This is a genomic window from Micromonospora sp. DSM 43699, from assembly GCF_055517075.1.
In genome coordinates this window covers 26,643-40,690 of the sequence record NZ_JBTMMT010000060.1, presented here as the reverse complement: position 1 = coordinate 40,690, position 14,048 = coordinate 26,643, and the positions used below count along the sequence as shown (strand labels likewise).

The 14,048-nt window shown below is 72.4% G+C and carries 12 protein-coding genes; 7 read left to right on the top strand and 5 right to left on the bottom strand.

Features of this window, described 5'->3' with window-relative positions; all coding sequences use genetic code 11:
* Positions 1–23: 23 nt before the first annotated feature.
* From AC0AIB_RS24180 to AC0AIB_RS24165, 4 genes are all read right to left on the bottom strand, one after another.
* Entirely contained in the window at positions 24–2,414 is a 2,391-nt protein-coding gene (locus AC0AIB_RS24180; protein WP_465097538.1) for a hypothetical protein, read from the bottom strand.
* A gap of 86 nt (positions 2,415–2,500) precedes the next feature.
* Positions 2,501–2,809 carry a cupin domain-containing protein gene (locus AC0AIB_RS24175; protein ID WP_145921730.1) on the bottom strand — a complete coding sequence of 103 codons (309 nt, stop codon included), beginning with the start codon at positions 2,807–2,809 and terminating at the stop codon, positions 2,501–2,503.
* Positions 2,806–3,756 (bottom strand): LLM class F420-dependent oxidoreductase, encoded by a 951-nt coding sequence (locus tag AC0AIB_RS24170; RefSeq protein WP_328349033.1) that lies wholly within the window; start codon positions 3,754–3,756, stop codon positions 2,806–2,808. Before AC0AIB_RS24170 ends, AC0AIB_RS24175 begins: the two co-directional genes overlap by 4 nt.
* A gap of 2 nt (positions 3,757–3,758) precedes the next feature.
* A complete protein-coding gene (locus AC0AIB_RS24165; RefSeq protein ID WP_465097537.1) occupies positions 3,759–4,544 on the bottom strand; it encodes an ABC transporter ATP-binding protein in 786 nt (261 codons plus the stop codon).
* Between the two features lie 263 nt (positions 4,545–4,807).
* Between AC0AIB_RS24165 and AC0AIB_RS24160 the strand changes: the two genes are divergently transcribed.
* Both AC0AIB_RS24160 and AC0AIB_RS24155 read left to right on the top strand, forming a co-directional pair.
* Positions 4,808–5,836, top strand: a complete 1,029-nt coding sequence (locus AC0AIB_RS24160) for an ABC transporter substrate-binding protein (RefSeq protein WP_328342908.1) — start codon at positions 4,808–4,810, stop codon at positions 5,834–5,836.
* Between the two features lie 100 nt (positions 5,837–5,936).
* Complete coding sequence (locus AC0AIB_RS24155; protein WP_465097536.1) at positions 5,937–6,815, top strand: ABC transporter permease; 879 nt, start codon at positions 5,937–5,939, stop codon at positions 6,813–6,815.
* A gap of 270 nt (positions 6,816–7,085) precedes the next feature.
* Here the strand turns inward: AC0AIB_RS24155 and AC0AIB_RS24150 are convergent, their stop codons facing one another.
* Positions 7,086–8,267, bottom strand: coding sequence for an ABC transporter substrate-binding protein (locus AC0AIB_RS24150; RefSeq protein ID WP_328342910.1), 1,182 nt, complete (start codon positions 8,265–8,267; stop codon positions 7,086–7,088).
* A gap of 439 nt (positions 8,268–8,706) precedes the next feature.
* On the opposite strand from AC0AIB_RS24150, the gene AC0AIB_RS24145 reads away from it, so the two are divergent.
* The 5 genes from AC0AIB_RS24145 to AC0AIB_RS24125 all read left to right on the top strand — a co-directional run bounded on the left by AC0AIB_RS24145 (position 8,707) and on the right by AC0AIB_RS24125 (position 14,044).
* Positions 8,707–12,036, top strand: coding sequence for a sensor histidine kinase (locus tag AC0AIB_RS24145; protein ID WP_465097535.1), 3,330 nt, complete (start codon positions 8,707–8,709; stop codon positions 12,034–12,036).
* Positions 12,033–12,440, top strand: a complete 408-nt coding sequence (locus AC0AIB_RS24140) for a roadblock/LC7 domain-containing protein (protein WP_067313320.1) — start codon at positions 12,033–12,035, stop codon at positions 12,438–12,440. Before AC0AIB_RS24145 ends, AC0AIB_RS24140 begins: the two co-directional genes overlap by 4 nt.
* Positions 12,441–12,527: 87 nt before the next feature.
* Complete coding sequence (locus AC0AIB_RS24135; RefSeq protein ID WP_328342918.1) at positions 12,528–12,890, top strand: DUF742 domain-containing protein; 363 nt, start codon at positions 12,528–12,530, stop codon at positions 12,888–12,890.
* Positions 12,871–13,494, top strand: a complete 624-nt coding sequence (locus tag AC0AIB_RS24130) for a GTP-binding protein (protein WP_328342920.1) — start codon at positions 12,871–12,873, stop codon at positions 13,492–13,494. Before AC0AIB_RS24135 ends, AC0AIB_RS24130 begins: the two co-directional genes overlap by 20 nt.
* Positions 13,495–13,630: 136 nt before the next feature.
* On the top strand, positions 13,631–14,044 hold the full coding sequence (locus tag AC0AIB_RS24125; RefSeq protein WP_328342921.1) for a ferritin family protein: 414 nt from the start codon (positions 13,631–13,633) through the stop codon (positions 14,042–14,044).
* Positions 14,045–14,048: the final 4 nt, after the last annotated feature.

The window sequence follows — 14,048 nt, the reverse complement described above, 5'->3', positions numbered from 1 at the left end:
GGTGGGAGGGGGTGGGGGTGGGGTTATTCGCGGTGGTGGTGGCGGCCGCTGGTGCGTAGTGAGCGGCGACCGCTCTCCCGTTCCGGTTCGTTGTCGGCCAGCGGCTTGCTCAGGCCGGCGACCCAGTCGACGTACTCGTCGTCGGGTGTCGCCGGTTCTGCGGTGGGTTCGTTCGCCGGCCCACCCTCAGGCGATCGGTTGCGCCGGAACAGCCCTCGCCGGCCCTTGGCCCTGCCGGACGGCTTCTGCTCGTCGACGCCGGTCGGAGCGGGATCGACGGAGGCGGGATCGACGGAGGCGGGGTCGGCGGAAGTCGGGTCGGTCGAAGCACGGTCCACCGGCGCGGCAGCGCGGGAGCCGTCGGCCTCCCAACGGAGGCTGACCGGTCCCAGGGGGTCCGTGCGCTCGACGGCCTCCGGTTCGGGAAACGGCAGCGAGGCCCGAGCCGGTACGGGACGGGGGGCGTCGGTCGAGCCACCCGTACCGCTCAGGTCGGGCAGTTGGTGGCGGGGGCGGGGCGTGCCCTCGACGCCGTCCGGCGACACGTGCCGCAGCCCGGTGACCTGCGGTGCCGTCCCGGCGGTGGGCGCACCCGGGTGGGCGGTGCCCCGCCCGGCGGTCTCCGGCGCGGCGGTGCCGGCCGGGGCGGGTTCGGCGACGGCCGCTCGTTGCCCTTCTTCGGCTCCGCCCGGATCGGCCGGTGGATCAGAGGCGGGCCGCCCGGCAGGGGGCGCCGGGCTACCGGTGACGACGGGGCGGGTCCGGCTGGCCCGTTTCGCCCGGGGCCTGGGTGCGGCCACGGGCTCGTCCCCGGTGGGCGGACCCGCGTCCTCCACCTGCTCCGCTTCGGTGACCTCGGTCCGCGCCGACCCGGCCCGGGCTTGCCTGGTCGGGGCCGGCGCGGTCTGGGCCGGCTTGGTCCGGGCCGCTGTGGTCGGGGTCGGCTCGGTCTGAGCCGGTCCGGTCGGGGTCGGCTCGGTCTGAGCCGGTCCGGCCTGGGTCGGTCCGGCCTGGGTCGGCGCGGTCGGTCCCGGCTCGGTCGGGGTCGACTCGGCCCGGGACAGTCCGCTTGGCGTCGGGGCGGAGCGGGTCGCCGTCCGGTCGGTGACGGTGGCGCTGGGGTCCGGCCAGTCCCAGTGGGCGGGATTGCGGCCCGCGCCCGGCGTGTCGGCCGACGGTCGGCCGACGCCGGGAAGTACGCCGGTGTCCGAGATCCCCGGTGGGACGTCGCCGCCTCCGGCCGCCCTTGCGACGGTGCCGTCCGGGCGGTCCTGGTCGAGGCTCCGGGCGGCGGCGCCCAGCTCCACGGTCACCGGCTCGTCCGAGGCGGCTCTGCCCGAGTTCACCGGCTCGTCCGAGGCGGCTCTGCCCGAGGCGGCTCTGCCCGAGGCGGCTCTGTCCGAGGCGGCGGGGACCGAGACGGTTCCGTCCGAGTCGGTCCGGTTCGGAGCCGGCACGGCAGGCAGCGGTGCGAGGATGTCGGTCGGTTCGATCGCCGCGTCGCCGTCGTCGTCGCCGGAGCTGGCGGAGTCGGAGCTGGCGGAGTCGGAGCTGGCGGCAGCGCGGGCGGGTAGCAGCGGCCAGCGCAGCAGGGTGGCGGCGACCGAGCCGAGCGCGCCGGTGGCGACTGCGATCACCGCCCCGTAGTACGGGGCGAGCTGGTAACGGTCCACCGGGTCGCCCGGCCCGGCGGTCAGGTAGGCGAAGGCGAGCAGCACCGGGCCGGCCGCCCCGGTGGCCCCGCCGATCAGCGGGAGGTGCCCCCGCCGTCGGGCCAGTCCACCGGTCACCGCGCCGGCCACCAGCGCGATCAGGGGCAGCAGCAGCATCGCCAGCCGCTGTGCCCGGTCCGGGCCGAGCCAGGCCGGCTCCAGCACCCCCAGGCGTACGGTGCGCAGCGGCTCGGTGGACAGCACCCCCGGCGCGGCCGAGCAGAGCGCGACCAGCCAGATCGCACCGCCCAGCACGGCGACGTTCCAGCCCAGCGGGGGGCGCAGCAGGACGGCCGAGGCGGCACCCGCGCCGACCACCGCCCCGGCGACCGCGCAGATGCCGACCGCCCAGACCGGGTCGACGGCGCTCAGCTCGGCGGCCCGCGCGGGTTGCATGCAGAGCGGGGCGACGACCAGCGCGCCGAGCGCGGCGGCGCCGGAGATCGCCAGCTGTACCGGGGTGTCCTCCGGTAGCCCCTCACGGCGGGCGAGCCGGCCGGTGAGGACCGCGCCGACGATGGCGGCGGTCACCGCGAACCAGCCGACCCAGGCGAGCTGGGCCGGCCACCGGTTGACGTCGGTGAAGTCGCCGGTGAGTCGGACGATGCCGAAGCCGTACGCGATGCCGAGCTGGCCGGCCCCGGCCAACATGCTCACCCCGAGTGCGGTGAGCAGCAGTCTGCCCCACGTCCGAAAGGCCATGTCGGGCACGTTACGGCCCGGTGCGCCCGATCGCCACTGTGGCGCGGCGCGGCCGGGGCCAGCTGTTACCCAAGCTCTACCAGCGGCTACTTGAGCTCCACCAGGCGGGCCAGATAGGTCGTGTCCCCGACATTGGTGAGCATGTGGACGGCGCCGGGATCCCGGTAGACCACCCCGCCGGTGGGTTCGTCTGCGTCGATCCGGGTGCCGTCGATCGTCTGCACCACGTTCTTGGCGCCCTCGATCGCCACCACCAGGTACGGGTGGTCGTGCCGGTGCAGCGGCTGCCGCTCGCCCGGGGCCAGCCGGATGTGCCAGACCCGGACCCGGTCGTTCTCAAAGACGATCTCCTGGCCGACCGGGCCGAGTTCGAGGTCGTGGGTCACGTCGGTCATCGGGTTCCGTCCAGTTGGGGGAGCACCTCGGCGGCGATGAGCTCCAGGTGGTCGAGGTCGTCGAGGTCGATCAGCCGCAGGTGGACCCGGGTGGCGCCGATCGCCGCGAACTCGCCGATCCGGTCGACCAGCCGGGCGGGGGAGCCGACCACCGGGTCCTCGGGCGGCAGGGCGCTCTTGACGTGCAGCGGCGCTGCCCGACGGCGGGCCTCCGCGTCGGTACGCCCGATCGCCACCACGATCCCGGCGGAGAGCACAGGCGGTTCCCGCCCCGAGTCGGCCCGGCCGACCCGGTCGCAGGCCTCCCGTACCCGGTCGTAGGCCTCGGCGGTCTCCTCGACCGACGTGAACGGCACGTTGAACTCGTCGGCGTAGCGGGCGGCCAGGTCGGGGGTGCGCTTGGGGCCGCGACCGCCGATGATCACCGGCGGGCCGGGCTGCTGGACCGGCTTGGGCAGGGCCGGGGCATCGACGAGCCGGTAGTGCTCACCGGCCCAGTTGTAGGTCTCGCCGACCGGGGTACGCCACAGGCCGGTGATGATCTCCAGCTGCTCGGCGAACCGGTCGAAGCGCTCACCGACCTTCGGGAAGGGGATGCCGTAGGCGAGGTGTTCCCGCTCGTACCAGCCGGCACCGATGCCCAGTTCGACCCGGCCGCCGCTCATCTGGTCGACCTGGGCGACCTGCACGGCCAGTGGGCCGGGCAGCCGGAAGGTGGCCGAGGTGACCAGGGTGCCGAGCCGGATGCGGGAGGTCTCCCGGGCCAGCGCGGCAAGGGTCAGCCAGGCGTCGGTGGGGCCGGGCAGCCCGGGTTCGTCGCCCATCGTCCGGTAGTGGTCGGCCCGGAGGAAGCCGTCGAAGCCGCCGGCCTCGCAGAGCCGGGCGAACCGGAGCTGGTCGTCGTAGCTCGCCCCCCGGTGCGGTTCGGTGAAGACCGCCACCCGCATGGTCATCGTCCCTCCACCCCGGCAACCGCCGGGGTCTCCCGTTCCATCAGCAGCTCGTGCAGGTCGGCGCTGACCCGGGCGACGTCCGCCAGGTGGGCGTGGCGGCCGAGGGTACGGGGCCGGGGGATGTCCACCTCGACGATCTTGCGGATCCGCCCCGGGCGGGGGCTGAGCACGACCACCCGGTCGGCCAGCAGCACCGCCTCGTCGATGGAGTGGGTGACGAAGACGACTGTCGCCCCGGTCTCCATGTGCACCCGTTGCAACTCGCCGGAGAGCTCCTCCCGGGTCAGCGCGTCCAGGGCGGAGAAGGGCTCGTCCATCAGCATCACCCGGGGCTCGCCGATCAGCGACCGGCACAGCGACACCCGCTGCTGCATGCCGCCGGAGAGTTCGTGCGGCAGCCGCTTCTCGAAGCCGCCCAGGCCGGAGAGTTCCAGCAGCTGCCGGGCGCGGTCGCGGTGCTTGGCGCGGCTCCAGCCGAAGATCTCGGCCGGCAGCAGGACGTTGTCGAGCACGGTGCGCCAGGGGAGCAGGGCTGGCTTCTGGAAGAGCATCGCGACGTCCCGGCGGGGCCGGGTGATCGGGCTGCCGGCGACGGTGATCTCACCGCCGCTGACCGGCAGCAGCCCGGCGATCATCCTGAGTAGAGTGGACTTGCCGCAACCGGAGCGGCCGAGCACGGCGACGAACTCGCCCTCGGCCACGTCGAGGTCGATCCCGCGCAGCGCCTCGACCCGCCCGGAACGCCCCTCGAAGGTCCGCGACACATCGGACAGTCGGATCATGCCGTCGGTCTCCCCTGAGTGGGCGGTCAGCAATCGGACAAGGATATCCCCAGCTCGTCGGCGTCCTGTCGGCCGGGTGCGAAGTTGAGTTGTTTCCGTTCCGCAACCCGATCCGCCTGGCGTGGTGACCCTCAGTGTCTCGTACGCTGTGCCGGCGAAGAGTCCCTTCACGACGGCGGCGTCGGTGCCCCCTCACGCCGGTGCCGCCGGACCGACAACCCCCTCCGGGTGAACCGCCCGGTCGGAAAGGACATGGTGCACTGATGACAAGGCTGACCCGCACGGTCGCCGCGGCCACCCTGGCCACCGCACTCGCCCTGGTCTCCGCCTGTAGTGGCGGGTCCGACTCGGCGGACGCCAAGACCGGCGACGGCAAGTCGCTGGAGAAGGTGACCTACCTCACCTCGTTCGGCAACTTCGGCCGCGACTCGTACGCCTGGGTGGCGAAGGACAAGGGCTTCTTCAAGGAGGCCGGCTTCGACGTGGAGATCAAGCCCGGTCAGGGTACCGGTGCGGTCATCCAGACCATCGTCGGCGGTCAGGCCGACTTCGGCCCGATCGACCTGACCGGTGGCCTGCTCCAGGTCGGTAACGGGGTGGCCAAGGACTTCGTGGCGGTCGCCGCGATCCAGCAGCGCACCATGGCCGCCATCGTCTCGGTGGAGGGCAAGAACATCGCCACGCCGAAGGACCTGGAGGGCAAGAAGCTCGCCGACACCCCCGGCTCCGTCGTGCGCAACCTCTTCCCGACGTACGCCCGGATGGCCGGGGTGGACTACAACAAGGTGACCTGGGTCAACGGTGACGCGCAGGGCCTGATGGGTCAGCTCGCCTCCGGCCAGGTGGACGGCATCGGCCAGTTCGTCGTCGGCCAGCCGACCGTCGAGGCGGTCACCAAGAAGAAGCCCGTGGTGCTGCCGTACAGCAACGTGATGCAGGACCTCTACGGCAACGCGCTGATCACCTCCAGCAAGATCGCCAAGGAGAAGCCGGAGACGGTGAAGAAGTTCACCGCCGCGCTGCTCAAGGGCCTGGAGTACGCCCTGGCCAACCCCCAGGAGGCGGCCGAGATCCTGAAGAAGAACGTGGACGCCACCAACCCGGCCGCCGCTGCCGCCGAGTTGCAGCTGATGGCCGGCTACGTCCGCTCCAGCAACTCCGGCACCGCCATCGGCACGCTGGACAGTGACCGGGTCGCCAAGAGCATCGCGATCCTCCAGGGTGCCGGCGCGCTCAAGTCGAACATCACCCCGGACCAGATCATCGACTTCAACCTCGTGCCGAAGGCCTGATCGACGTCGACGGTGCCACGGGGGTGCGACCCAGCGGGACGACCGTTGGCCGCACCCCCGTCGCGTGCCGGCCCCCGCGCCGGCAGGAGAGGAGAACCCCGTGACGGACTCGATCCGGACCCGTCCCGTACCCGGTTCGGCCGGTCCACCGACCCCGCCGGGCGGGACCGCCCCGACCGTCCCCCCGGCACTCGGCCGGTCACCCTGGTCCCGGGTACGCCCCGCGGCGGTCGGCCTGCCGCTGCTCGGCCTGGTGGTCGCGGTGGCCGTCTGGTGGTCGGTCACCTCCGGGCTGCACCTGGTGCACCCGGCGTCCCTGCCGCCGCCGCAGGCGGTCTGGACGTCGCTGACCACCTCGGCGGACGTGCTCTTCCCGGCACTGGGCACGACCACCCTGATGACGCTGCTCGGCTTCCTGATGTCGACGGTCGCCGGGGTGCTGATCGGGATGATGCTGGCCGCCTCCCGACGGGCCGAGCGGATGTTCGCCCCGCTGCTGGTGGCGATCAACGCGGTCCCGAAGATCGCGCTGGGGCCGCTGCTGGTGGTCTCGGTCGGCTGGGGGGAGAAGCCGATCCTGACCATGGTTTTCCTGCTCTGCTTCTTTCCGATCGTGCTCTCCACCGCCACCGGGCTCACCACCACCCCGGCGGACCTGGCCGAGCTGGCCCGGTCGCTGAACGCCTCCTGGTGGCAGTCGTTCCGCAAGGTACGGTTCCCGGCCGCGCTGCCACAGATCTTCGTCGGGCTGAAGGTGGCGATGCCGCTGGCCGCCATCGGCGCGGTGATCGGGGAGTTCTACTCGGACAAGCCGGGCCTGGGCTACCAGATCCTGCAGTACAACGGCATCGGTGACACCGCCACCGCCTGGGCGGCGATCGTCCTGATCGCCGCCATGAGCATCCTGCTCTACTCCGCGTTGTCGCTCGTCGAACGGCTCGCCCTGCCCTGGGTCCGGGCCACCACCTCCGCCCGCTGACCCCCCGGGCCCCGCCAGGAAGCCCTGTCCCGGGCACCGGGAGCCGTCCCACGAGGCGCCACCGGAATCCACCACCTGGGAGAGCTCGCCGCGGGGCAGCACCCCTGATGACCCCCCACCACCACCACTGACGGGCCGACCCACCCGGGATCGGCCCGTCAGTCACGTACGCACATCAGGGGTGGCCCCACCGCGAACCCGCACCACACAGCCAGGCCGCACCACACAGCCAGGCCGCACCACAGCCCGAGCCCATCAAGCCCGAGCCCGTCAGCCCGCCAACCGCCACCGCCCACCCCGCGCCACCAGCGTGGTCAGCGCCTGCGGCATCAGCCCGGAGTGGTTGTCCGGGGTCATCCGGATCGGTCCGGACAGGCCGTCGAGCTGGGACGTCTCCAGCACGTCCCGCAGGCCGTCCCGGTTGACGCTGCCGGCCGGGCCGCCGGCCCGGAGCGCGGAGTCGGCGATCAGCTGGACGGCGTCGGCGGCGAACGACGACAGGCCGTTGTAGCCGCCGAACCGGGCGGTGTAGTCCTGGAACCACTGCCGACGGGCGGCCTTGGCCGGGGTGGTGGCGATGACGTCGTCGATCACCATGGTCTGGGTGAAGATCAGGGTGGCCCGCTCGGTGGCCCGGCCGGAGCCGCCCAGGAAGAGATCACCGGCGGCGGCGGCGTCGAGGAAGAGCGACCCGGCGTAGCCGGACTGGTCGGCGGCGGTGGCGGCGAGGGCGGCCTGCTCCGGCGGGGTCCAGATGATCAGGGCGGCGGGGTCGCGGTCGGCCAACCGGCGGATCGGCTGGCCGAGTTCGGTGTCGGTGGTGCGGACCGCCTCGGCCCGGACCCGTTTGATGTTGGCCTTGCGGAACTCGTCATCCAGCGCGGTCAGACCCTCCCGGCCGTAGTCGTCCTGGCTGTGCAGGATGCCGACCTCGGTGATCCCGCGTCGCCGCAGCTCGGCGGTGAGGGCGGCGGCGCTGTCGGCCGCGTTCGGCGCGAGCTTGAACACGTACCGACGTTCGGGGGCCGGGTTGGCGACCGCGCCCGACGGCGCCAGCGCGACCGTCGGGATCTTCCGCTCGTTGATGGTGCGGACGGCGCCGACGGCGCATTCGTTGCAGCCGCCCATGATGATGGCGCTGACCTTGGCGTCGTTGCTGAAGTCGCCGACGTTGCGCAGCGACTCGTTGACGTCGGACCGGTTGTCCTTGATCGTCAGCTTGACCTTGCGCTTGCCCAGCGCGCCCGAGGCGTTCAACTGGTCGACCTTCAGTTCCAGGGCGCGCTGGTAGGCCTGGCCGACCGGCGCGGCGGCACCGGAGATCTCGAGGTCGGCCCCGATGTAGATGGGGCTGTCGTCCTCCTCTGCCGCGCCGAACGAACAGCCGGTGAGCGTGGTGGCCAGTACGGCCGATGCGAGCGCCACGATGGTCGCGGAGCGGATGGGGCTCAACTCAGTCCTCCAGGTGCGGCGCGGGGCAGGCCCGGTCACCGCCGCTAGTCCGTCCTCAGTGGAGAAACGGGATTGGGTGCCGTACGGTGTGCGCGAAAGCCTGCAAAACCTTGCCAATGCGGGGGCGCTGCGGTCAAGCGCGGAGCTGTCGGCGGTTTCGGGACGCGAATCTCACATTGTGGGGACATCAGATATTTACCCATGCTCACTCATCAGAGGCGTACGAACACGCTGGAGTGACATGCCCTGTTCAGGGGTGGCCTGCTAATGAGGGCAAAAGACGACCGGCACACCGGTCGACCGATTCCTGCCTCACCGCCGACTTCCCAAACAGGATCTTCTCTGATGAAATCGCGGCCGTGCCGCGCATGGCGCTGTCCGTTGCACCAGGCGCGGGTAGGCGGGTCAGGCGTGTGGAAGATACGACGGAGGCGATGTCGTGAGCACCGGACCGACGACCCTGCCCGAGCCAGGCGAAAGCGCCGGCCCTGAACGGGAACGCCGACTGCCCCGGCTGCGCGATGCGCGGATTCGTTCCAAGCTCGCGCTCATTCTGGTCGTACCGGTCGCCGCAGTCATCGCGTTGGCAACAATCCGACTCGTCTCCACTACCGAGGGTGCTGTCGACGCCACCCAGATCCGGTCGCTGACCGCGCTCTCCACCCAGGTTTCCGCCCTGACGCAGGATCTGCACAAGGAACGGATGGCCGCCGCAGGTTATCTGGCCAACCCGCAGTTGCGCCCGGACGACTACAACCTGCGGGTCCGGGCCACCGGTGAGCGGATCAACTCGTACCGGGCCGAGCGGGCCGACCTCGGTGAGGTTCCGGCCGCCGTGCAGGACCGGCTCAAGGTGATCGACGACCACCTGCGGACGCTCGACGCGACCCGGCAGGAGGTGCTCGACCGCCGGCAGATGCCGGTCGCCGAGGCCACCCTCCGGTACGGGGTGATCCTCACCGACCTCGTCTCGTACGGCGACACCCTGGCCCAGCTGTCCGGCCAGGAGAGCCTGGCGGACGCCCGCCGCGCGGTGGCCGCGTTCGGCCGGGCCAAGGCCGCCGTCGCCGAGGAGGAGGCGGTCGCCTACACCGCGCTGGTCGGCGGACGCCTGGACGAGGAGCAGTTCTCCTCCTTCGTGGCGACCCTGACCAGCCAGCAGGAGGCGCTGCTCGCGTTCTCCCTCGCCGCCGACCCGACCCAGCGGGCGCTCGTCGACAGCGCGGTCTCCGGTGACGCCGTCGGGCTCGCCGACCGGGTGGCCGCCGACATCACCCGCTCGGTCGGGCAGCGCAGTCCGGTCAGCGCCGGGGACGCCAGTGCCTCGATCGGCGCGGTCAACGACCTGATGCGGTGGACCGAGATCCAGCTTCAGGACACCCTGCTGGCCCGCTCCGAGCAGGCCCGTAGCGACGTCATCCAGCAGGCGGTCATCGAGACGGTGCTGGTGCTGCTCACCCTCATCGTGGCGATCACCCTCGCCGTGGTGCTGGCCCGCTCGCTCAACCACTCGCTGCGCCGACTGCGTGAGGGCGCCCTCTCGGTGGCCAACCACGACCTGCCGGACGCGGTCAAGCGGTTGCAGAACATGGGCAGCATCAGTGACGGCGGGGTGGAGGAGATCGTCCGGCAGGTGCGGGACCCGATCCGGTTGACCAACCGGGACGAGGTCGGCCAGGTGGCCCTGGCCTTCAACGTGGTCCACCGGGAGGCCGTCCGGGTCGCCGCCGAGCAGGCCGCGCTGCGGACCAGCGTCTCGGCGATGTTCCTCAACCTGGCCCGGCGTAGTCAGACCCTGGTCGACCGGATGATCGGCGAGCTGGACGCGATCGAGCGCGGCGAGGAGGACCCGAAGCGGCTCGCCCAGCTCTTCGAACTGGACCACCTCGCCACCCGGATGCGTCGTAACGACGAGAACCTGCTGGTCCTGGCCGGTGCCGACTCGGCCGTGCCGCGCCGCGACGACGCGCTGCTCGTCGACGTGCTGCGCGCCGCCCAGTCCGAGGTGGAGCTCTACAACCGGATCGAGTTCGGCACCGTCGACACCGATATCTCGGTCGCCGCCCACGCGGTCAACGACGTGGTACGACTCGTCGCCGAGCTGCTGGACAACGCCACCCGCTTCTCGCCGCCGACCACCACGGTGGTCGCCGACGGCCGGCGCATCCGCGACTACGTGCTGATCCAGATCGAGGACCGGGGACTCGGCCTCACCGACGAACAGTTGGACTCGCTCAACCGCCGGCTCGCCGCACCGCCGACCGTGGACGTGGCCGCCTTCCGGCTGATGGGTCTCGCCGTGGTCAGCCGGCTCGCCGGCCGGTACAACATCCGGGTGGAGCTGCGACGCAACGTCGAGGGCGGCACCGTCGCCCAGGTGACCCTGCCCAACGCCACAGTGGTGCTGCCCGCCCACCGGGGTCGGGACCAGGCGACCGGCCGGCCGCGTCAGCCGCTGGCGGTCGAGCAGCCGACGCCCGCCCCGGCCGGTATCGGTGGTGCCTTCACCGGTGCCCGTAGCGCGGCGGCGACGTTGACCGACCAGTGGCGTACCACCCCACCGGCGCCGGCCCCCTGGCAGCCGCCGGTGGACGCCCGGGACACCGCCCCCGCCGTGCAGTTCGGCGGCCCGGTCTCCGCCCCGCCGCTGGCACCGGTCTCCGCCCCCTCGGCCGACTCCGGGTTCAGCGCCTTCTCGGCCGGCAGCCCCACGGTGGCGAACCCGACCATCGACGCGTTGCCGCGCCGGGCCGCGCCGGGCGGGCCGGCTCCGGTGCTGCCGGTCGGTCCGGTCGCCGGTGCCGCGCCCGGCACGACGGAGTCGTACGGCGGTCCGGCCATGCCGTTCGCCGGTGCGCCGGCGGCGACCCCGTATGCCGGTGCCCCGGCGGCGACCCCGTATGCCGGTGCGCCGGCGGCGACCCCGTTCGCCCCGGCCGCAGCGGCGTCGTTCGCCCCGGCCGCGCCACCGTCCGCGTCGTTCGCTCCTGCCGTCCAGCCGTACACCGCTCCCGCCGCGCAGTCGTACACCTCCCCGGCCGCGTCGTACACCCCGCCGGCCCCGGCTGCGCCGGTGGTGGCCCGGCCGGACCGGCCGGCCGACTCGCCGATCTTCCGGGAGATGGAGGCGGTGTGGTTCCGGTCCCACGGGGACGACGCCACCGCGATCTTCACCCGGCCCCGCTTCGACGAGGAACCGCCCGCCGCGGCGGCCCGGCCCAACGGGGCGGTCAAGCCGACCCGCCCACCGCTGCCCACCCGGGTACCTGCTGCGCCCACCGCGGCCGGCACCCCGACCGTCACCCCGGCCCAGGCCCCGGTTCAGGCCCAGGCTCCGGTTCAGGCCCAGGCCCAGGCGACTGTGGAAGTCCCCGTCGTGACCAGTCCCGAACCACCGGCCGCCACCGCGCCGCCGACATACGGCTCACCCGAGGTGCCGACCGCGCCGTCGACCCCCCCCGAGGCTCCGGCTGCCCCGACGGCCGGCGACGCCGACGCCTGGCGGACGGCGGCCGACGAGGGCTGGTCCCGGGCCACCCAGGCGGCCGAGCCGGCCAACGCCGGCACCACCCGCTCCGGTCTGCCGAAGCGGGTGCCGCAGGCCCAACTCGTCCCCGGCGGGATCGAGCCGAAGGGCGGCCGGGACCGCAGCCGCCGTACCCCGGACGAAGTACGCGGCCTGCTCTCGGCCTACCACCGCGGCGTGCAGCGCGGTCGCACCGCAGGCGCGGACCTCAACAGCACCTCGACCAAGGAGACGAACCGATGAACAGGCCAGCTGCCATGCAGGACATGGGTTGGCTGCTCACCAACTTCGCCGACAGCGTGGCGGGCATCGCCCACGTGGTGGCGGTGTCCGCGGACGGGCTGCTGCTCGCCTCCTCGCGGGACCTGCCCACCGACCGGGCCGACCAGCTCGCCGCGATCACCTCCGGCGTGGTGAGTCTGACCGAGGGTGCCGCCCGGATGTTCAGCGCCGGCGGGGTGTTGCAGACAGTGATCGAGATGGACAGCGGATACCTGTTCCTCATGTCGATCAGCGACGGCTCGTCGATGGCGGTGCTCGCCGCCCGCAGCTGCGACGTTGGCCAGGTCGGTTACGAGATGGCGTTGCTGGTCGAGCGGGTGGGCGCGGCGCTGGTGCCGCTGCCCCGAGACGCCGTGCGCTCGTAGCCACGACGGTGAGGCCGGGCGCGACCGCGTCCGGCCACAGGGACGAAGCATCCGGGCCGGGCCCGGGCGGGAGGAGGTGATCGCGGCATGGACCCCCGGCGGGACCCACGTGGCGCGCTGGTGCGTCCGTACGCGGTCACCCGCGGCCGTACCGAGCCGAGCCGGGACATCGCGCTGGAGGCGGTGCTCACCTCCAGCCCGACCCAGGTGGCCGAGTCCCGTTTCACCGGGCACGACAAGTATCGAATCGCCACCGTCTGTGAGGGCCGGGCGCAGTCGCTGGCCGAGATCTCCGCGTACACCCGGATGCCGCTGGGCGTCACCCGGGTGCTGGTCGCCGACCTGGTCGCCGACGGTCTGCTCACGCTACACACTGCCGCTCCCGCCGAGGGGTTCGAGGAGCGAATGGAAATTCTTGGAAGGGTGCTAAGTGGACTTCGCAGGCTATGACCCCGCCGGGTCGCGCCAGAGCCGGGGAATCGTCTCCGCGAAGATCGTGGTCGCGGGCGGCTTCGGCGTGGGCAAGACGACCCTGGTCGGAGCGATCTCCGAGATCACACCGCTGACCACCGAGGCGCTGATGACCGCCGCCGGCGTCGGCATCGACGACCCGTCGAAGGTGCCCGGCAAGGAGACCACCACGGTCGCCATGGACTTCGGCCGGATCACCATGGCGCAGGATCTGATCCTGTACCTGTTCGGCACGCCCGGCCAGACCCGGTTCTGGTTCATGTGGGACGAGATCATCAGGGGGGCGGTGGGTGCGGCCGTCCTGGTGGACACCCGGCGGATCACCGACGCCTTCGCCCCGCTCGACTACTTCGAGAACCGCAACCTGCCGTACGTGGTGGCGCTGAACCGGTTCGACGGCGCGGACCAGTACGAGCCGGACGAGGTCCGCGAGGCGCTCGCCATCTCGGCGGACGTGCCGCTGGTGATGTGCGACGCCCGGGACCGGGATTCGGTCAAGCGGGTGCTGGTGACGGTGGTGGAACACGCCATGCTCCGGCTCCAGGCCGAACACGGTCGGGGCTTCCCGACCCCGGTGGGCTGAGGGCAAACCTGTCACCATTTGTAACGACACGGCGTGGCCGCGCTCAGTCCGACGATGCCCTCCGGGTGCGCCCGGAAACTGGGTAGACCCACTCTGACCTGCGGCAACGTACGCTCATCCACGAATGTGACGCCCGGTGAGAGGCTCCTCACTGGAGGCATTGGTGGAGTGGCGTCATGCGCACAGTGACAGTGGTGTCGATCATCGCGACCGGAGCCGTGCTCGGGCCGGGCTCGCCGGGCCGGCCCAGGCGGCGCGTACCAGCGAGCGGCGGATCGCCCGGCTCTTCGCCGACACGGCGCGGACCGAGCGGTACGACCACGTCGCGGCCGAGGCGAGTCTGATCGACTTCGTCGGCAGCAACGTGGACAATCTGCGGGAGTCGATCGACGGCGAGCAGTACGAGGCGACCGTCATGTACCCCACGTTCTCCCGGCGGGCGGCTGCGGCGGGTGACCGCAGGGCGGCGGCGCTGTTCCGGGAGATCGCCTTCGACGAGGCCGACCACGCGTCGGCCTTCCTACGGGCGCTGGTGCGACTGGAGGTCTGAGCAT